At 39.6% G+C, this 18,221-nt stretch carries 16 protein-coding genes and 1 CRISPR repeat array; of the genes, 9 read left to right on the top strand and 7 right to left on the bottom strand.

Annotated elements, in window-relative coordinates:
• Nucleotides 1–816: 816 nt before the first annotated feature.
• Together hisS and A9Y75_RS18625 are read left to right on the top strand one after the other, a co-directional pair.
• Nucleotides 817–2,202, top strand: a complete 1,386-nt coding sequence (hisS, locus tag A9Y75_RS18630; protein WP_071191045.1) for a histidine--tRNA ligase — start codon at nucleotides 817–819, stop codon at nucleotides 2,200–2,202.
• A 251-nt stretch (nucleotides 2,203–2,453) separates the two neighbouring features.
• Nucleotides 2,454–2,852 (top strand): nuclear transport factor 2 family protein, encoded by a 399-nt coding sequence (locus tag A9Y75_RS18625; protein ID WP_071191044.1) that lies wholly within the window; start codon nucleotides 2,454–2,456, stop codon nucleotides 2,850–2,852.
• Between the two features lie 138 nt (nucleotides 2,853–2,990).
• Here the strand turns inward: A9Y75_RS18625 and A9Y75_RS18620 are convergent, their stop codons facing one another.
• The 3 genes from A9Y75_RS18620 to ald form a co-directional block, all read right to left on the bottom strand.
• On the bottom strand, nucleotides 2,991–3,455 hold the full coding sequence (locus A9Y75_RS18620; protein WP_071191043.1) for a hypothetical protein: 465 nt from the start codon (nucleotides 3,453–3,455) through the stop codon (nucleotides 2,991–2,993).
• A gap of 266 nt (nucleotides 3,456–3,721) precedes the next feature.
• The gene (locus tag A9Y75_RS18615) at nucleotides 3,722–4,036 is read right to left on the bottom strand and encodes a hypothetical protein (RefSeq protein ID WP_071191042.1); all 315 of its coding nucleotides are present in this window, start codon (nucleotides 4,034–4,036) and stop codon (nucleotides 3,722–3,724) included.
• Between the two features lie 86 nt (nucleotides 4,037–4,122).
• Nucleotides 4,123–6,904: a CRISPR direct-repeat array (repeat unit 24 nt; unit sequence GTTTCAATCCCTAATAGGGAGTAA).
• A 240-nt stretch (nucleotides 6,905–7,144) separates the two neighbouring features.
• Nucleotides 7,145–8,236 carry an alanine dehydrogenase gene (ald, locus tag A9Y75_RS18610; protein WP_071191041.1) on the bottom strand — a complete coding sequence of 364 codons (1,092 nt, stop codon included), beginning with the start codon at nucleotides 8,234–8,236 and terminating at the stop codon, nucleotides 7,145–7,147.
• A gap of 505 nt (nucleotides 8,237–8,741) precedes the next feature.
• Between ald and A9Y75_RS28695 the strand changes: the two genes are divergently transcribed.
• From A9Y75_RS28695 to A9Y75_RS18595, 3 genes are all read left to right on the top strand, one after another.
• A complete protein-coding gene (locus A9Y75_RS28695) occupies nucleotides 8,742–8,906 on the top strand; it encodes a hypothetical protein (RefSeq protein WP_177176231.1) in 165 nt (54 codons plus the stop codon).
• 443 nt (nucleotides 8,907–9,349) lie between these two features.
• Nucleotides 9,350–9,652: a hypothetical protein gene (locus tag A9Y75_RS18600; RefSeq protein ID WP_071191039.1), complete on the top strand. Its 303-nt coding sequence runs from the start codon at nucleotides 9,350–9,352 to the stop codon at nucleotides 9,650–9,652.
• A gap of 47 nt (nucleotides 9,653–9,699) precedes the next feature.
• The gene (locus tag A9Y75_RS18595; RefSeq protein ID WP_071191038.1) at nucleotides 9,700–10,779 is read left to right on the top strand and encodes a WD40 repeat domain-containing protein; all 1,080 of its coding nucleotides are present in this window, start codon (nucleotides 9,700–9,702) and stop codon (nucleotides 10,777–10,779) included.
• A 5-nt stretch (nucleotides 10,780–10,784) separates the two neighbouring features.
• On the opposite strand, the gene A9Y75_RS18590 is transcribed toward A9Y75_RS18595, so the two are convergent.
• Nucleotides 10,785–11,246: a hypothetical protein gene (locus A9Y75_RS18590; protein WP_071191037.1), complete on the bottom strand. Its 462-nt coding sequence runs from the start codon at nucleotides 11,244–11,246 to the stop codon at nucleotides 10,785–10,787.
• Between the two features lie 382 nt (nucleotides 11,247–11,628).
• On the opposite strand from A9Y75_RS18590, the gene A9Y75_RS18585 reads away from it, so the two are divergent.
• Together A9Y75_RS18585 and A9Y75_RS18580 are read left to right on the top strand one after the other, a co-directional pair.
• Nucleotides 11,629–11,850, top strand: coding sequence for a hypothetical protein (locus A9Y75_RS18585; protein ID WP_071191036.1), 222 nt, complete (start codon nucleotides 11,629–11,631; stop codon nucleotides 11,848–11,850).
• Nucleotides 11,828–12,157 carry a type II toxin-antitoxin system PemK/MazF family toxin gene (locus A9Y75_RS18580; RefSeq protein ID WP_071191035.1) on the top strand — a complete coding sequence of 110 codons (330 nt, stop codon included), beginning with the start codon at nucleotides 11,828–11,830 and terminating at the stop codon, nucleotides 12,155–12,157. The genes A9Y75_RS18585 and A9Y75_RS18580 overlap by 23 nt, the downstream gene beginning before the upstream one ends.
• A gap of 72 nt (nucleotides 12,158–12,229) precedes the next feature.
• Here the strand turns inward: A9Y75_RS18580 and A9Y75_RS18575 are convergent, their stop codons facing one another.
• The 3 genes from A9Y75_RS18575 to A9Y75_RS18565 all read right to left on the bottom strand — a co-directional run bounded on the left by A9Y75_RS18575 (nucleotide 12,230) and on the right by A9Y75_RS18565 (nucleotide 15,751).
• Nucleotides 12,230–12,850 (bottom strand): heme-copper oxidase subunit III, encoded by a 621-nt coding sequence (locus tag A9Y75_RS18575; protein WP_071191034.1) that lies wholly within the window; start codon nucleotides 12,848–12,850, stop codon nucleotides 12,230–12,232.
• A 132-nt stretch (nucleotides 12,851–12,982) separates the two neighbouring features.
• Nucleotides 12,983–14,674, bottom strand: coding sequence for a cytochrome c oxidase subunit I (ctaD, locus tag A9Y75_RS18570; RefSeq protein ID WP_071191033.1), 1,692 nt, complete (start codon nucleotides 14,672–14,674; stop codon nucleotides 12,983–12,985).
• A 66-nt stretch (nucleotides 14,675–14,740) separates the two neighbouring features.
• On the bottom strand, nucleotides 14,741–15,751 hold the full coding sequence (locus A9Y75_RS18565) for a cytochrome c oxidase subunit II (protein ID WP_071191032.1): 1,011 nt from the start codon (nucleotides 15,749–15,751) through the stop codon (nucleotides 14,741–14,743).
• A gap of 406 nt (nucleotides 15,752–16,157) precedes the next feature.
• Here A9Y75_RS18565 and A9Y75_RS18560 point away from each other — a divergent pair, with 406 nt between their 5' ends.
• Together A9Y75_RS18560 and A9Y75_RS18555 are read left to right on the top strand one after the other, a co-directional pair.
• Nucleotides 16,158–17,081 carry a heme A synthase gene (locus A9Y75_RS18560; RefSeq protein ID WP_071191031.1) on the top strand — a complete coding sequence of 308 codons (924 nt, stop codon included), beginning with the start codon at nucleotides 16,158–16,160 and terminating at the stop codon, nucleotides 17,079–17,081.
• A gap of 167 nt (nucleotides 17,082–17,248) precedes the next feature.
• A complete protein-coding gene (locus A9Y75_RS18555) occupies nucleotides 17,249–18,193 on the top strand; it encodes a heme o synthase (RefSeq protein WP_071191030.1) in 945 nt (314 codons plus the stop codon).
• Nucleotides 18,194–18,221: the final 28 nt, after the last annotated feature.

Below are 18,221 nucleotides of genomic sequence, written 5' to 3'. Positions count from 1 at the left end.
GTTGAAAATTGTCGTTATGACAAGGGAACAGGGAACAGGGAATAGGGAACAGGGAAGAGGTTTTGAGCCAATTTTACTTTTCGTTACATATTTCTGTTTTTCCCCGTCCACCTACTTAACCAGATTTATGTGTGAAAAATTTTACTTTTAAGCACGCTTTCTTTCTTTAAAAAACTTTTTTCAGGTAATCCCGACAAAAGGAATTTTTCAAGAAGTTCAACATTAACAGGTTTAGTTACTTTTTAGTATAGCTTTACTTGTTGATCTCAGTGTTATTAAGTAAGTATCCATTATTTCTACCTCTTTTGTCAAGATTCTACATCCAAATTTCACAAACCCCGAAGATTGCATTGATAGTAAGCCACTAATGGTGTCGGGTAGTTGTTTACCTTTTCTATTGACGATGATGAGTTGCGTGTTACAATAACAACTCAGTAAATGCGAACACTTACTTGCCTGACTTAACACCTGCTAACTGTGCTAATTCTTCCCAATGGGGACTTAAATTATACAAACTGGTAACTTTAACAACTACCCGCTGTTCAGCTGCTGATATTTTTTTAGTACTGTGTCAAACTTAGAGTTTAAGTAACCTGGTTATATCAAGTTACACATTCTTTATTTGCTACTAACTACATCAGGATAATTACTTAACTAGAAAAATAACTAAAATAAACAATAACTTTACCCAAACTTTATAAATAAGTCGGGCATCTCCTGCTTTCTTTTTTCATAGTAAATCTTGCCTGTAACTCCCCAAGTTGTTTAATGTAGGATTGCAATATATCCAAAATTGCAACTTGACAAGGTATAGGCATGACAAAAAGCGACAAAATAAATTTTTCTACTCCTAGCGGTTTTCCTGAATTTCTGCCCAGCGAAAAGCGTTTAGAAGTATATTTACTTGATATAATTCGGCGTGTATTTGAAAGCTATGGTTTTACACCTATTGAAACCCCAGCCGTTGAACGCTTGGAAGTGCTGCAAGCAAAGGGCAATCAAGGTGATAACATAATATATGGCATTGAGCCTATTTTACCGCCAAATCGCCAAGCAGAAAAGGATAAATCCGGCGAAACTGGTTCGGAAGCAAGAGCTTTAAAATTTGATCAAACTGTTCCCTTTGCGGCTTATATTGCCCGTCACTTAAATGAATTAACTTTTCCCTTTGCTCGTTATCAAATGGATATGGTTTTTCGGGGAGAACGGGCAAAAGATGGACGTTTTCGGCAATTCCGTCAATGTGATATTGATGTGGTGGCTCGTGGTAAACTCAGCTTGTTATATGATGCCCAAATGCCTGCAATTATCACCGAAATTTTTGAAGCAATTAATATCGGTGATTTTGTCATTCGCATCAATAACAGAAAAATTCTTACTGGTTTTTTTCAGTCAGTGGGAGTTGCAGAAAATCAAATAAAAGCCTGTATTGGCATTATTGATAATCTGGAAAAAATTGGAGAAGCTAAGGTTGAATCAGAGTTAGAAAAAGAAGGTATTTCTTTTGAACAAACAGAGAAAATTATTGAGTTTATTAAAATTGATAATAGCGTTGTTGGTACTTTAGATCAACTCAAATACCTAGCTAGAAGATCAGAATCAGAGCAATTCAATTTAGGAGTAAGTGAATTAGAAACGGTAATTAATGGAGTTAGAAATTTAGGAGTTTCCGAAAAACGTTTCTGTATTGATTTATCTATTGCTCGTGGTTTAAATTATTATACTGGCACGGTTTACGAAACTAGTCTTATAGGACATGAAGCTTTAGGTAGTATCTGTTCAGGTGGCAGATATGAGGAATTAGTGGGGATGTTTTTAGGGGAAAAAATGCCTGGTGTGGGTATTTCTATCGGCTTGACTCGGTTAATTAGTCGGTTGTTAAAAGCGGGTATTCTTAATACATTATCTGCCACACCTACCCAAGTTGTAGTAGTGAATATGCAAGAGGATTTAATGCCTGTTTATTTAAAGGTATCACAACAATTGCGTCAAGCAGGAATTAATGTTGTGACTAACTTTGAAAAACGTCCTTTGGGTAAACAATTTCAAGCAGCAGATAAACAAGGAATTCAATTTTGTGTAATTATTGGTGCTGATGAAGCCGCAGCCGAAAAATCATCATTGAAGGATTTGAAAAGTGGTGAACAAGTAGAAGTGGCTTTAGTAGATTTAGCCACAGAAGTTAAACGTAGGCTTGTTTAAGTTAAATTAGAGGTAGATGTGGGGTGAGACACCTGAAGGGGTTAACACTGCACCCGAATATGGCAGTATGCGCGATATAATGCTTGTGATTGATTCCTTTGGCTAGGTGTCAATTCATTAGAGCGATCGCACATCGATAACGGAACAGCGATCGCTTCTTTTATTTACTCAAATTTTTTACTCATTTTTACTCATTTTTACTCATTTTTACTCAAAATCGATCTTGCCAAAAATCCGGTTAGGGACAGCAGATGACAACAGAAGTAGAAAACACTTTAAAAGTTGCTAAACAAGCATTTGCACATTTTACTCATGGATTAGCAACTGGTGAATGGCAAACATTTTTAGATATGACTACAGATGATTTTACCTTTTGGTTCCCAATGGGAAAATTTCACGGGTTAAATCAAGGTAAAGAAAGAGCAAAAGAATTTTTTGAATATGTTTCTCAAGCTTTTGAAAATGGTTTAAAGTTGGCTTCTCTAGATAGCATTACTAGCAACGAAAAAACAGTTATTTTTGAATTTCGGGATGAAGGAAATTTATTGGGAAAAGCTTACAAAAATCGAGTTGCAGTTGCTTTTGATGTGCGAGATAATAAAATTTGTAGCTATCGAGAATACTTTGGTAGTGATGGAAAATCCTATTAGTTTTTAACACACAATTAAATTTGTAGCTATTTAAAAAAAAGTCTTTTTCCCTCCTCTGTTGCAGGGAGGGATTATGGTTGAAATCAGAGTATAATTTAGGGAAACGAAAAATTATATATTGCGGTGATTTCCTTAAAGTTAATTTTTCCCATTCTCTAAACCATTAATTTCTCGACATTTTACTTCAGCAGCTTGATAAGCTACCAAATATTCGTGATCACCTAACATCACATCACCATAATATTCATAAGGTGCTTTACCATAAATTGGCAAAGGATCATCTTCTGGATAATCTTCTTTTGATTCGTCGATTATTGCTTTTAGCTTTTTGACAGTCAGGCTTTGCGCGGGAAAATACCAAAGGTCTTTATGGTTTTTTTGCAAATAAGGAAAGGTGGGATCAATGATGACATCACCTAACTCAATCCAACCATGTTCAACAGGTTTATATGGCTGACCACTAAATACTAAAAAACCTTGAACATACTTTGAACCCTCGGTTGCTACAGCTGCTTTATAAGCATTTTCAAAAGGCTTTTTAGCTTTACTTTTGATGCTTTGTGCAACTTGGTGAGATAAGGCTTCATCTAATAATTTACTCATGGGTGAGATTTTCCTCTATGAAATACCTGTAATTATTTCCATAATCTCTTAATTTCTGCACTTAGCAAATAAATTTTATCATTTTATCACGAAGAGATGTAAATAGGGTCAATGCTAGGAAATTAGATTAAATGAACTGCGTTCGCGTAGTGTTCCGTAAGTAAAGATGCAAAGGTAATAGATACAAACTATGGTTTCAATCCCTAATAGGGAGTAAGAGAAATTGCAATTAGCTACAAGTTATGAAGAATTTTTCAGGCACAAAATTACTCCGTTGGATCATCTCTGCCAATTCCCAATTTTCGTAATCGAAATTTGACGTTTTCCGGTTGGATTCCGCAATAGTAAAATTGTTTGCCACGCAGATTAGCAAGATAGTAACCAGATTTGCCGTCACCTGCTCGGAACAACTCAATAATTATTTGCTGCTTAGTGATTCCATATAGAAGCTCAAAATCATTAAAGTCAACAGCAAAAGGCAGTTTTGAGTAGAAAAGCTTGCCAACTTTTATATACCACTTTCCTTCCCGGCACTCAAAAACTCGGTAGTAATCTGGGGTAAAAACTGTAGTGTCTGACATAATATAAGAAAGTCCCTAGTTCAGCTAAGGACACAAACTAAATCAAATAAACGACAAGCTATTTACGAAGTGTTGATTGAAGTATTGTTTCAATCCCTAATAGGGAGTAAGAGAAATTGCAATCAGAGCCAGCAAACGCACCACGCACCACCGAATCGTTTCAATCCCTAATAGGGAGTAATGAAAATTGCAATTTGATAGTCTTTTAGTCTATAACCATTAGGGTTTCGTTTCAATCCCTAATAGGGAGTAATGAAAATTGCAATCCTCACTAGCAAAGCTTTCTAAAGTTCCTCAGACTAATTCAGTTTCAATCCCTAATAGGGAGTAATGAAAATTGCAATATTGCAGACTGCAACTGGAATAAATTATCTTTTGACGTTTCAATCCCTAATAGGGAGTAATGAAAATTGCAATCTAGATTTTTTACTTGCCACAGTGCTATTTCTGCAAGTGGTTTCAATCCCTAATAGGGAGTAATGAAAATTGCAATCCTTGCAATCCATCAGCCAAACCAGAAAGACCAAAGCCTAGTTTCAATCCCTAATAGGGAGTAATGAAAATTGCAATAGAGAAAGTGATTGAGCCTGAACCAGAAACAGAAAAGTTTCAATCCCTAATAGGGAGTAAGAGAAATTGCAATCACAGGACACACCAGTAACCACGGAGCAAAGTTCAGTCGTTTCAATCCCTAATAGGGAGTAAGAGAAATTGCAATTTTACCTATCGTCCCAGCACCCTCTTGGACGGCATCGTTTCAATCCCTAATAGGGAGTAAGAGAAATTGCAATTAAACAAAACAATTCGTTTTATCGACTTCTATGCTGTTTCAATCCCTAATAGGGAGTAAGAGAAATTGCAATCCGTATTGTTAAAAAATCTTTCTGTATTCACAAATACATGTTTCAATCCCTAATAGGGAGTAAGAGAAATTGCAATCCTATGGGTTTTGTTATCGAAGCCTTCTTGTATTTATCGGTTTCAATCCCTAATAGGGAGTAAGAGAAATTGCAATCACAATACCAAATACTCTGAATCCATCACCATTGAAAACAGGTTTCAATCCCTAATAGGGAGTAAGAGAAATTGCAATCTCCCTGTCCTGGTGTTTTGGATAGGAATACACTATTGAAGTTTCAATCCCTAATAGGGAGTAAGAGAAATTGCAATCCTCTGGTGTTGCTCGGCACAGAATGTAGATGCAGTTATGTTTCAATCCCTAATAGGGAGTAAGAGAAATTGCAATCCTCTGGTGTTGCTCGGCACAGAATGTAGATGCAGTTATGTTTCAATCCCTAATAGGGAGTAAGAGAAATTGCAATCCTGGGATATGAGTTAAAACAACAAGAACAAAAAATTGTTTCAATCCCTAATAGGGAGTAAGAGAAATTGCAATTTCATCATTAATTACTCTTCCAGCATTTGCTCAATACAAAGTTTCAATCCCTAATAGGGAGTAAGAGAAATTGCAATTTATATTGTTCCAAGGTTGGCAACCATGTCCTGAGTGTAAGTTTCAATCCCTAATAGGGAGTAAGAGAAATTGCAATAAATTCCAGTAGAAAAGAATCTAGAATACACGGAAAAGTTTCAATCCCTAATAGGGAGTAAGAGAAATTGCAATCTTGCAATACGTGCGTGATCGTGATCTTTTTACTAGTTTCAATCCCTAATAGGGAGTAAGAGAAATTGCAATCCGACTCAAAATAGGCGAGATTTTATTGCAGTATGTCGCCGTTTCAATCCCTAATAGGGAGTAAGAGAAATTGCAATATGGCGAGATTCTAGGCAAAAAATCCACTTACGGGTTTCAATCCCTAATAGGGAGTAAGAGAAATTGCAATTCAGGAAATAATATTACTTTAGCCAGCCCCACGCTGTTTCAATCCCTAATAGGGAGTAAGAGAAATTGCAATTTACAAGCTAGAAATTGCCAAGTTTTTAATGTTTCAATCCCTAATAGGGAGTAAGAGAAATTGCAATATTAACACGTTCGGATATCCAGAATCTAGTAGTTTATATGTTTCAATCCCTAATAGGGAGTAAGAGAAATTGCAATAATTTGTTCCATCATTTCTTCATAACTCAGTTCTAGTTTCAATCCCTAATAGGGAGTAAGAGAAATTGCAATCTGATCGTCTGGTACAACACCTTCACTATTTAGTTTCAATCCCTAATAGGGAGTAATGAAAATTGCAATTGACATTGTATTAGAAATTATGTGTAATGAACCTAACGTTTCAATCCCTAATAGGGAGTAATGAAAATTGCAATTTAAATTCATCTGAGATAAATGCACATCTTATAGATCCATTGTTTCAATCCCTAATAGGGAGTAATGAAAATTGCAATGGAATTAATAATTATGAGTGATGTATTTGCTAGACCAAATAGTTTCAATCCCTAATAGGGAGTAATGAAAATTGCAATGATTAGTTAATCAATAACTTACGTAGTTTTAAGTGTTTCAATCCCTAATAGGGAGTAATGAAAATTGCAATGCAGATATATCAAAACACTCGTATTACCTAGAGTTTCAATCCCTAATAGGGAGTAATGAAAATTGCAATTTAAATCTACAATTTGAGGGGCGATAATTATTTGTGTTTCAATCCCTAATAGGGAGTAATGAAAATTGCAATAATACGTCAGGAATGGGGAGGAAGGCTTCGCTATGTTTCAATCCCTAATAGGGAGTAATGAAAATTGCAATGTCAACATAGTTGCAAGAGTTCAATGGGCAGCAATGGCACGTTTCAATCCCTAATAGGGAGTAATGAAAATTGCAATCAGTGGATTTATCTGTCGTTTTGCACAGTTGCAAGATGGGCGTTTCAATCCCTAATAGGGAGTAATGAAAATTGCAATAGCGGGAGGCTGAAAGCCCTGCTGTATTTAGTTTTCAAGGTTCGATTGCGCGAATAGGATCATCATAGTCCATTCCAGAAATTGTGTCAAGAACAAAAAACGCTGAAACCCAGTCACTGTATGGTGCGCGGATGGTTCATCAACATTAATAGCCGCAAAGCCAAGCCCATCAAGAGATACAGCTATTTTTTTGCAACATCTAAATTTTACACCCACCCATCCGCGCTAAAAAGCCGATTCTTAACTTACCAAATCAGGGAAAACCTCTTGTACAGCCGGATGTACCAAACGACCATTCTGCACATTCAAACCCTTAGCCAAAGCAGGATTCACATCCAAAGCCTTAATTCCCAAATTAGCCAACTGTACAACATAAGGTAAAGTACTGTTGTTGAGTGCTTGGGTTGCTGTCCAAGGTACTGCCCCTGGCATATTAGGAACACCATAATGTACCACTCCCTCATCAATATATACTGGATTGGTGTGGGATGTGGGGTGTAATGTTTCTACACATCCACCTTGGTCAACAGCAACATCCACAATTACCGAACCGGAATGCATTTGTTTAACTAATTCGCGGGATACTAAAGTTGGCGCTTTCCGTCCCAAAACTAAAACTGCACCAATGAGTAAATCGGCTTCTTTAACTGCGGCTTCAATATGAGCAGAGTTGCTGTAAAGTAATTCAACTCTCGAACCAAAAAGAGTTTCTAAATAAGATAGGCGTTCAACGCTGACATCGAGAATCTGCACAGCCGCACCCATACCCACAGCAATTCTAGCTGCTTCTGTGCCGACCACGCCACCGCCTAAAATCACCACTTTGCCTGGTTTGACACCAGGGACACCCCCCAACAGTACACCCTTGCCACCTTGCTGACGTTCTAGGAACCTAGCCCCAAATTGTACTGCTAACCGACCAGCAATGATACTCATGGGGGTAAGCAGAGGCAGTTTATTCGCACCAGGTTGTTCTACAGTTTCGTAAGCGATCGCACAAATGCCACAATCAATTAAATGTTCTGTTAATTTGCGATCTGCTGCCAAATGCAAATAAGTAAATAATAATTGTCCTTTTTGCAGAAATTTATACTCACTTACCAGAGGTTCTTTAACCTTAACAACTAGCTCTCGATTCCAAACTGCATCCTGGGTAGAGACAATTTCCGCTCCAGCGATACTATAGTCTTCATCTGTAAATCCAGCACCAGTACCAGCTTCGGACTGAACAAAAACATCATGTCCATTTTCCCGTAGTACCCGCACACTAGAAGGACTTAACCCGACACGAAACTCTTGATCTTTAGTTTCCTTGGGAACGCCGATTTCCATTTACAGCCTCTGATATTTTTTTGTTTCACTTTAGCCTGCCAGTATCTATCTCGCTACTTCCGTATTCAGTAATTCAAAATTCAAAAATAAAAATTAAAAATTAGTAAAATTAGTAAAATTAGTAAAATAGGAGTTACGCATTGACAAAAAGTATAAAATATGTGTGGCTGTGAAAACCACATTTATCGGTAAAAATAGAATTAGTTGCAGTCTGAAATAAGGTATTTTGGTGAACGCATATCATGATTGATTTGTACAGTGCGTAAGTCCTATAAAATTACCTCACACAAGCTCATCAGTTGTTTTTTACAATATCTTGACTAATCCCCAAGTCTTCTTACAATAGATAAAGAATAATTACAAATTGTAAAGTAAGCATTTGCATCGCTATCTCCAAGCCGTTGCTGTGGAAATTCTCAAGCTACCTTGGCAACCAAGCACTGCAATTAGCTGAAAAATAACTGTAAAATTTCGTTTGCTGTCCAGAAGAGAGGAATTTTTGACAATGGCACAACCCACAGTTACCCCTAAATTAGAAGAACCCAAATTTGGCTTTAATGAATATGCCGAGCGTTTGAATGGTCGAGCAGCGATGATTGGCTTCATCTTGATGATGCTGATTGAATATCTTACCAATCAAGGTGTACTATCTTGGCTCGGTTTAAAGTAGTTCCAGCCGCAAGTAAAGAATTTTATGACTTACGCAAAACTGAACGAAAGTAGCGGTAATTCATGAATTACCACTACGCAAGAATCAGGTTTTCAGTTACATCTTGAGTAAGTCCTAAATTTGCAGTTGTAAACTAGTAATTAGAAGAGTCCTAACCAGTTGGAACTTCCAGCTGGTTATATTTTGTCTAGTTGAATAGTTATAGCAGGAGTCAGAAGGGGCGTATTGCAATACGCCCGTACTCAGAAGGGGCGTATTGCAATACGCCTGTACAGGAGTCAGGAGTAAAAACCTCTTGTAGTGGGAGTTTCATTATCAATTGATGTCCTAAGCACCCTGTCCACGGCTATATCATTAGGGACGAAGATGAGAAAGCCAAATTGCGATCGCGGTATTGTAGAGAAAACTTAAGTAAAAATTTAACGGGAAACAAGCAAGTTGTGATGAACGCTGTACTACCTCGTTTTTTGAAGTCAGCCTACCGAAAAGAACCGATAGTCACTGCCTTAACGACAATAGGTGTCGTGGACGCGCTGATTGGTGGCTTGGATGATAGCTGGTCGTTATTTGCTTTTGGCTTGGGAACAGCAGGAATAGCCCTGGTCTTGAAGGTATGGCTGAGACAACAGCGTCCCCCTTTACCAGAGGAGCCTGTAGTGCAACATTATTTACCGTCTCAGTCCTCTAGTCCACCTTTACCAGTACTGACGGTTTCTAAGAAAAAACCACCCAGGAAAGAATATTGATTGTTAAGGGCTGAGTGTTTATTCCATTGAAAAAGTGAGGAAAATCGGTGAAGAGTCAGGGAAGAAGCTATGGAAATGCTGTGATTCGCCCTCAGATGATTTTGGCATTTATGGCAGCTGTCGCCTTAGCAACTTCTATGGGACAGGATTTTTATATACATTCTGCTCAGGCGGCTAATGAAGTAATACCGAACTCCCCAGAGAGAAAAAGCTTTGCTCATCCCCAACTCCTTCATACCTTACGCGGACATACGGGAACTGTTAAATCTCTAGCTTTTAGTCCTAATAGTAAACTTCTAGTAAGTGGTGGCGGAGAAAACGAGGGTATAATTTACTTCTGGAATCTGAAAAATGGCAAAAAAGTCGGTACGATTAACAGAGCGCATCAAGCATCTGTCAATGCTGTTTTGATTACACCAGATGGTCAAACCCTTGTCAGTTGTGGTAGTGACTACAAAATTAACCTTTGGAATCTCAAAAGTCTGAAATTTAGCCGCTCTTTTGGAGAACATACTGGCCAACTTTTATCTTTAGTAGCTTCTTCTGATAGTAAAGTTCTTGTTAGCGGTGGTTTAGACGGAATTCGCTTGTGGGATTTACGCCAACAGCGCCCACTGTCTACCTTAGTCAGCTTTGATAATGCAATTTATACCTTGGCCATTAGTCCTGATGGGCAGACTTTAGCTAGTGGTGATAGTAAGGGTATTGTAAAATTGTGGAATTTGAGTAATGGTAAATTAATCCAGCAGTTAAAAGCACATTCTCAGATAGTTACTGCTGTCGCTTTTACCCCCAACGGCGAAAGGTTAGTTACTTCTAGCCGGGATAAAACTATTAAAATTTGGGATGTTAATAACGGTGTGCAAATCCAAACCCTGACAGGACATAATAATTGGGTGAATGCCATTGCTATCAATCCCGATGGACAAACCCTAGCCAGCGCCGGCAAAGATGGAATAAAATTATGGGATTTAACTACAGGTGAATTAAAACATACACTTGATGGTCATAGTGACTGGGTGAGTGCGTTGGCGCAGCCTATCGAAGATATCGCTTTTAGTCCCGATGGAAAAATGCTGGCCAGTGGTGGATTTGATCAAAAAATTAATATTTGGCAGACTCAGTAATATTACTACATCTCAAAAGTATTTTGTTGTGCTAAAAACCTGGCATAACAAGCTAAGATAATGACGGTAAAACAGACAGTTATTGGCATAATTATATGCATTAACTGTGCTACTAAATCTAATTGATTCCAATTACGCCCCATCCAGTTGGTCAAGAAGATGTGAAATAGCATCCAAAAGAAAATGCCAACAGGAGTCATCATTGCTAATAATCTAGCTGTTCTTGCTGCCCTCCAGTAGTGTAGCAACCTCAAGGACAGCCAACATCCCAATACTTGTCCAACCCACCAGCCAAAAATAAAATTGAGAAAAGGGGGTATAAATCCATCTGGAGTGACACCGGGCATAAATATTTTCACATAACCCACACCTAAAAAATAACCTGGATACATCAGTAGGACAGCACCTATTAAACTACCTATAGCTGCGGCTAGATATCCGCCTTTTTTATACTGTGGCAAAGACATAATCAACTCAATCTCTAATGTTTTTATACTATATAAATTCAAAATTAATCAACATATTTCCGCAAATGTGGCTGAACTTTTATATACTTGACTAAATAGAATAACGTAAGTAATTAAAGGTTGGCCAATTTCAAAAATAGTTTGGTTTATTTTCGCCTACCTACTTAAGTAAATAAATTTTTATTATAGCCGTGGACAGGGTAGTTAGGACATCAATTGATAATGAAACTCCCACTAAAAGAGGGTTTTACTCCTGACTCCTGACTCCTGACTCCTGCTATAGTTGATTTCCTCAGCACTGTGGCGGTTTCTATAATTGATTGGATTACAATAAAGTTAAGATAGATTAGCGCACGTATTAACTCAAATTCTCCCAAAAACCATGAAAACTCAAGTAGTTAATATAACTTATGAAATTGAAATTAAACCAGGGGAAAAATTGACTCTACCGGAATCTTTAACGAACAATATAGGAGCAGGCAATTGGATAATTACTATCCAACCAAAACCAAATTCTTCTCCAGTTACCCGCAGTCATGACGCATTTTTAAAAGGCTACACCCCAGAAGATGAAGGACTCTATGACGACTATACAACCGGGTGAATTCTGGGTAGCTGATATTCCCTTTACAAGTGGTGCAAGTTCTAAAAAACGCCCCATCCTTGTACTTTGGTTAGATGGTGATGATGTTGTAGTCGCTGTAGTTACTTCAGCACAACCACGTACACAAACAGATGTATTTTTAAACGATTGGTCAATGGCAGGTCTGCGTGTTCCCTCAACTGTACGTTTATCTAGGCTGGATTGCTTAGAAAAGAGTTTATTAATAGCGAAAATAGGACTAATTTCTGAATTAGATGCCAACCAATTGAAAACTGTATGGGATGCTTTTATTAAACCTCAATTTTAATGGCAATAAAAAAACCCCCAAATGGAGGTTGATAAGTTATTCGCGTGGAGTGAACAACTAAATAATTAATACTTACAGTAGATACAGTAATCCGAACAAAATAATCCAAATTACGTCTACAAAGTGCCAGTACAGTTCAGCGGCTTCAATACCGAAGTGCTTTTCATTGCTGTAATGACCGGGAGTGCGCGATCGCCACAAAACTGCCAAAATTGCTAAAACTCCTACAGTCACGTGTAAACCGTGAAAGCCAGTTAAAACATAAAACGTACTAGCAAACAAATTGGTAGTTAAACCAAATTCCAGATGGGTATATTCATAAACCTGCCCCACCAAGAAAATTGCACCCATAGCCGCCGTAATTGCCAACCAGGTACGCATTCCCTTGCCATCATTTTTTTTGATTGCAGTATCAGCATTGTGCATAACAAAACTGCTGGCAATCAAAATTACTGTATTCACACTAGGTAACAGCAGTTCTAACTCTGGTGTACCGGCGGGAGGCCATACAGGTAGGGTAGCGCGGAAAGCTAAATAAGCTCCGAACATTCCCATAAAAATCATCCCTTCCGCAATCAGAAATATAACTAGACCAAACAAGCGATGATCTGGATGTGCTTCGTGATGAGAATCTGCGGTTGCGTGGTGATGATTTTGTTCAATTTTCGCTGGGTCAACTATCTGACTTTGCATGAATTTTTAAATTGGTAATTGGTAATTGGTAATTGGTAATTGGTAATTGGTGACTGGGGCGATGGGGAAAAATTTCTTCTATTGCATCTTGTCTATTCCCTATTCCCTATTCCCTATTCCCTTCCTCCTCAATTACACGCCAGACTCAATAGTTGGATATGGTTCGTCAGGTTTGGCGCTTAATACTTGATTGACATCAACTTTTTTCTCTTTCACGCCGTAATCGTAGGGTCCTGTAGTCAAAACCGGTAGTTTTTCAAAATTCTCAATCGCTGGTGGTGAAGTTGTCATCCACTCTAGGGTGAGTCCTCTCCAAGGATTATTACCAGCTTTTGGTCCGTACAACCAACTCCAAATCGCATTGATAATAAATGGTAAAGTCGAAATCGCTAAGATATAAGACCCGTAAGTACAGATTTCATTCAAAGAAGTGAATTTAGGGTCATATTGGGCAACGCGGCGATTCATACCCATCATCCCTAACTTGTGCATGGGTAAAAAAGTCATATTGAGACCAACAATGGTCAAAACCGCGTGAACCTTACCCCAAAATTCGTTCATCATTCGTCCCGTCATTTTCGGGAACCAATGGTAAATCGCTGCAAAAATTCCGAGTACGCTACCACCAAAGAGAACGTAGTGCAAGTGGGCGACGACAAAATAGGTATCGTGAACGTGAATATCAAAGGGAACTGATGCCAACATCACACCACTAATACCACCAATCACAAAGGTTCCCAAGAAACCCATCGCAAAAATCATGGGACTATTGAGGCTGATTTTGCCACCCCAGATAGTTGCTAACCAACCGAAAATTTTGATGCCCGTGGGAACAGCGATGATCATGGTCGTGATCATAAAGAACATCCGCAACCAACCAGGGATACCGCTGGTAAACATATGGTGCGCCCAGACGATTAACCCCAAAAAGCTGATAGCTAGAGATGAATAAGCGATCGCTTTATAACCAAAAATCGGCTTACGGGCATGAACTGGCAGAATTTCTGAAATTGCCCCAAAAAACGGCAAAATCATAATGTAAACCGCTGGGTGAGAGTAAAACCAGAACATATGCTGGTAAACCACAGGATCACCACCACCAGTCGGGTTAAAAAATGTTGTTCCTGCTAATAAGTCAAAGGAAAGCAGAATTAGCGCCCCCGCTAGAACTGGTGTAGATATCAATACCAGCGCCGAAGTTGCTAACATCGACCAGCAAAACAAGGGCATTTGATGGATTCCCATGCTAGGAACACGCATTTTGAGGATGGTGACGAGAAAGTTAATCGCCCCCAAAATCGAAGATGTACCCAACAGCAGGACGCTGACAATCCAAATCGCTTCACCCACTTGACCTGTTACCAAGCTTAAAGGAGGGTAGGAAGTCCAACCGGCATCAGGTGCATCACCCACCGCCAAACTGGCGATAAGTAACACACCCGCTGGGGGAATCATCCAAAAAGCCACCGCATTTAAGCGTGGAAAAGCCATATCCCTAGCCCCAATCATCAGGGGTATGAGATAGTTAGCAAAACCCGCCCCTGCTGGTACAATCCACAGGAAAATCATGATCGTGGCGTGGAGTGTAAACAGACTGTTATAGACTTCTGGAGTGACAAAATCTACCTCTGGGGTACGGAGTTCTGTCCGCACTAAGTCAGCCATCACACCGCCAATGCAGTAAAAAACAAAGGAAGTGACTAGGTATTGAATGCCAATTACCTTATGGTCGGTACTAAAACCAAAAAAGTCTCGCCAATGTCTTTCCCCTAATTCTTCAACATCAGGGATTTTGGCAGTTTCTTGCAACTGTGCTTGTGTCATGGTCAATTAGTTATTAGTCATTAGTCATTAGTTATTAGCCGTGATCTGCGACTATCTAACCATTGATTAATGGTGAACTTGATGGAGAATTTCTGAGTGAATTCCCATGTCTTTGGTGTAAGGAGCGAGAAATTGATCTGGGGATAAATCCGCTGGCTTCATGGCCACGGCTTGATTCAAGGTTTCTTTACTAGCTACAAGTTGCTCTTGCATCCAGTTGTTAAATGCTTCCTCTGATTCAACAACTATGGGCGATCGCATGGCACCGTGATATGGTCCGCAAAGTTCAGCACAGATGAGAGTATAGTCACCTGATTTTCTGGGTGTAAAGCGAAACTCGCTTTGTCTACCGGGGATAGCATCTTGTTTGAGGCGGAACTCAGGAACCCAGAAAGCATGAATCACATCATTGGCGGTCATATTGATTCGCACTTGCCGCCCGATGGGAAGGTGCATTTCCCCTGTAGTTACACCAGTCTCTGGGTAAGTAAAAATCCAGGCGTACTGAAGACCCGCAATGTTAACTTGGATGTAGGGTGCTTCACCTTCATACTGCATTTGAGACATTTGATGACCATTGTCCATTTCCGCAATGGGGGTTTCGGACAATGCTGTTTGAGATTGTTCTGTCTGTGGTGCATTACTTAAAGTAGCAGCAATTGCAGTTCCTGGACTTGTCATTGCTTCCTGAGTCATCGGCGCTTCATGGACGGAATGGGGATCAAATCCGCCGAGATCGTTGTACACTTCAAAACTATAGATAGAAATCCCCAGGACAATAATTGCTGGGATCGCCGTCCAGAGTATTTCTAAAGGCACATTACCCTCAATGGGTGGACCATCTTCATTGTCGCCAGCACGCCGACGGTATTTAAATGCAGCGTAAATTAAAACACTTTCGACTATTAAAAATATACCTGTAGAAACGATCATCATCGTGTTGAATAGACCATCTACTAAGACGGCTTCATCAGATGCGGCTGTAGGTAACAGACCGTGATTTTGACCGTACCAAAGGCTGGCTAGGGTTAGCACAATGCCAATTAGTAATGTCCAGATGGAACTTGGAATTTTCACGGCTTACTTAATGGAATTTACGACGTTATCTCAAAGTCACTCACTTACTAAGGTAGTGCAGCCTATAGGATATGGACTCTCAATATCTGAAATCTTTATTAATTTTTTTGATTGGTTGATCAATCTTGAGTAAAACCGATTTATATGATATGACCCCAAAAAAAAAGACAATTACTAGCGAAATTTAAGGAAAACTTTAGGAAATTTTAATTAATTGCCACTCATCACTTATTAATATCTTAAAAAATACCTAAATCTTACAGCTAAAAGTACCTGAAGTGATTCAAAGTATAAGTGAAAGCCAATTTTGAAACTCTAGCTCATAGGTTAGGGTGTAGATAGGTCTTTTCTGATCAAATAGATAATTTTAAGAATATCTACCTCAAGCGGGCGGAAGGTATCGTTGATGAACGAATTTGTCCTACAACAACAAAATGAAGCGGCAGCCCAACACAATAGCCCCAAGGAAGTAATTCGTCGCTTGGTGTGGAAAATTTGCATAGCCACCTTGATTTTGATGGCCATAGGCAGTGCCACCCGCGTCATGAATGCTGGGCTTGCTTGCCCTGATTGGCCTTTGTGCTATGGGGAATTGGTGCCAGCCAAGCAAATGAATCTCCAGGTGTTCTTGGAGTGGTTTCACAGATTGGACGCAGCTTTGATTGGTTTTAGCGCGATCGCACTTGCTGGTTTATCCTGGTGGCATCGTCGTGTTTTACCCAACTGGCTACCTTGGGCTTCAACATTCGCCCTGTTCTTAATCGTCTTCCAAGGCGTTTTGGGTGGACTCACTGTCACCGAATTGTTGCGATTTGATATCGTTACCGCCCATTTGGGAACGGCGCTATTGTTTTTCACTACTCTCTTAGTCATCGGTACGGCACTTAGCCCATATCAGGGGACTGGAACTGTTGGAAAGCTGCCTTGGGTGGGTTTAGCAGCTTCTGTTTTGGTGTACCTACAAAGTTTACTAGGTGCGGTGGTAGGTTCTCGCTGGGCGCTACACCAATGCTTTGGTGATTCTCAACTTTGCGGAGTTATGTACAGCCATATTTTTGGCTTAATCCCGCCAACAGTAGCTACTTTGGCAATCGTATTTATCTCATGGCGCACTCCAGCTTTACACCCTGCTTTGCGCCGATTAGCAAATATGGCTGGAAGCTTATTGATTTTACAACTGCTGTTGGGAGTCGCCACTTTTCGCTTACATCTACAAGTTGAGCCGCTAACCGTTACTCACCAAGCTGTAGGTGCTACTTTGCTGGGTACTTTAGTGGTGTTTACAGTTTTAGGGCTACGTGACAGAACAAATGGAATCATTACTCAGTAAACAGTAAGCGGTTATCAGTAATTATGTGAGGGATAAAAAGCGCCACGAAAGCCTCCCAACAGTCTTATAGGGAGATTTATACCCAAGGGATGAAATTGATAACTGATAACTGATACCTGAAAACTGATACCTGAAAACTGATAACTGAGAAAGGAAGTAGAGCTAACATGATTGAGACTAATGTCTCTCGCCACCACGATACATTTTTACAAGTAATTCAAAGTTACTACCAGCTAACTAAGCCACGCATTATTCCGTTGCTGTTAATTACCACTGCTGGGAGTATGTGGATTGCTGCAAAGGGACAAGTTGACCCTTTCCTATTGCTAGTAACCCTGATGGGTGGTACTTTGGCTGCTGCCAGCGCTCAGACTATTAACTGTATCTATGACCGAGATATAGATTATGATATGGAGCGGACGCGCCATCGTCCTATGCCTTCTGGTAGGGTGCAGCCCCGTGATGCCTTGATTTTTGCGATCGCTCTGGCTGTTGCTTCTTTTACCCTACTCACAGTATTTGCCAATTTATTAGCCGCACTTTTAGCATTTTCTGGGATTGTATTTTACGTTTTAGTTTATACCCACTGGCTAAAACGTCACAGCACTCAAAATATTGTCATTGGTGGTGCGGCGGGGGCGATTCCAGCCCTAGTTGGTTGGGCGGCTGTGACGGATACTTTAAGCTGGGCAGCTTGGCTAATTTTTGCCATTGTGTTTTTGTGGACTCCCCCTCATTTCTGGGCTTTGGCTTTGATGATTCGTGATGATTATGCCAAAGTGGGAATACCCATGTTACCGGTAGTAGCTGGTGATAAAGCCACGGTACGTCAGATTTGGTACTATACGGTGATTACCGTGACAGCAACTGTACTGCTGTTTTATCCTTTACACGCTAGTGGTTTTGTCTATGTGTTTGTAGCATTGACATTGGGGGGAATATTTGTTCACAAGGCTTGGCGCTTGTTGCAAAATCCAGAGGATCGAACTGTAGCTAGAGAGTTATTCCTTTATTCGATTTCCTACATGATGCTTTTGTGTTTAGCGATGGTGGTTGATAGTTTACCGATTACTCACAGTTTGGTAAGTGCTGTGGTTAATCAGTTTAGTTAGTAGGAAGAGCGATGGTGCTTGGCGCTAT

The organism is Trichormus sp. NMC-1, from assembly GCF_001858025.1.
Lineage (GTDB): Bacteria > Cyanobacteriota > Cyanobacteriia > Cyanobacteriales > Nostocaceae > Anabaena.
Note: the sequence above shows the minus strand (reverse complement) of the source record. Positions and strands in the feature narration are given on the sequence as shown.

What these genes read in the sequence shown, in the direction of transcription:
- hisS (WP_071191045.1), top strand. Translation starts at nt 817, where the DNA reads ATGACAAAAAGCGACAAAATAAATTTTTCTACTCCTAGCGGTTTTCCT.
- A9Y75_RS18625 (WP_071191044.1), top strand. Translation starts at nt 2,454, where the DNA reads ATGACAACAGAAGTAGAAAACACTTTAAAAGTTGCTAAACAAGCATTT.
- A9Y75_RS18620 (WP_071191043.1), bottom strand. Translation starts at nt 3,455, where the DNA reads ATGAGTAAATTATTAGATGAAGCCTTATCTCACCAAGTTGCACAAAGC.
- A9Y75_RS18615 (WP_071191042.1), bottom strand. Translation starts at nt 4,036, where the DNA reads ATGTCAGACACTACAGTTTTTACCCCAGATTACTACCGAGTTTTTGAG.
- ald (WP_071191041.1), bottom strand. Translation starts at nt 8,236, where the DNA reads ATGGAAATCGGCGTTCCCAAGGAAACTAAAGATCAAGAGTTTCGTGTC.
- A9Y75_RS28695 (WP_177176231.1), top strand. Translation starts at nt 8,742, where the DNA reads ATGGCACAACCCACAGTTACCCCTAAATTAGAAGAACCCAAATTTGGC.
- A9Y75_RS18600 (WP_071191039.1), top strand. Translation starts at nt 9,350, where the DNA reads ATGAACGCTGTACTACCTCGTTTTTTGAAGTCAGCCTACCGAAAAGAA.
- A9Y75_RS18590 (WP_071191037.1), bottom strand. Translation starts at nt 11,246, where the DNA reads ATGTCTTTGCCACAGTATAAAAAAGGCGGATATCTAGCCGCAGCTATA.
- A9Y75_RS18585 (WP_071191036.1), top strand. Translation starts at nt 11,629, where the DNA reads ATGAAAACTCAAGTAGTTAATATAACTTATGAAATTGAAATTAAACCA.
- A9Y75_RS18580 (WP_071191035.1), top strand. Translation starts at nt 11,828, where the DNA reads ATGACGACTATACAACCGGGTGAATTCTGGGTAGCTGATATTCCCTTT.
- A9Y75_RS18575 (WP_071191034.1), bottom strand. Translation starts at nt 12,850, where the DNA reads ATGCAAAGTCAGATAGTTGACCCAGCGAAAATTGAACAAAATCATCAC.
- ctaD (WP_071191033.1), bottom strand. Translation starts at nt 14,674, where the DNA reads ATGACACAAGCACAGTTGCAAGAAACTGCCAAAATCCCTGATGTTGAA.
- A9Y75_RS18560 (WP_071191031.1), top strand. Translation starts at nt 16,158, where the DNA reads ATGAACGAATTTGTCCTACAACAACAAAATGAAGCGGCAGCCCAACAC.
- A9Y75_RS18555 (WP_071191030.1), top strand. Translation starts at nt 17,249, where the DNA reads ATGATTGAGACTAATGTCTCTCGCCACCACGATACATTTTTACAAGTA.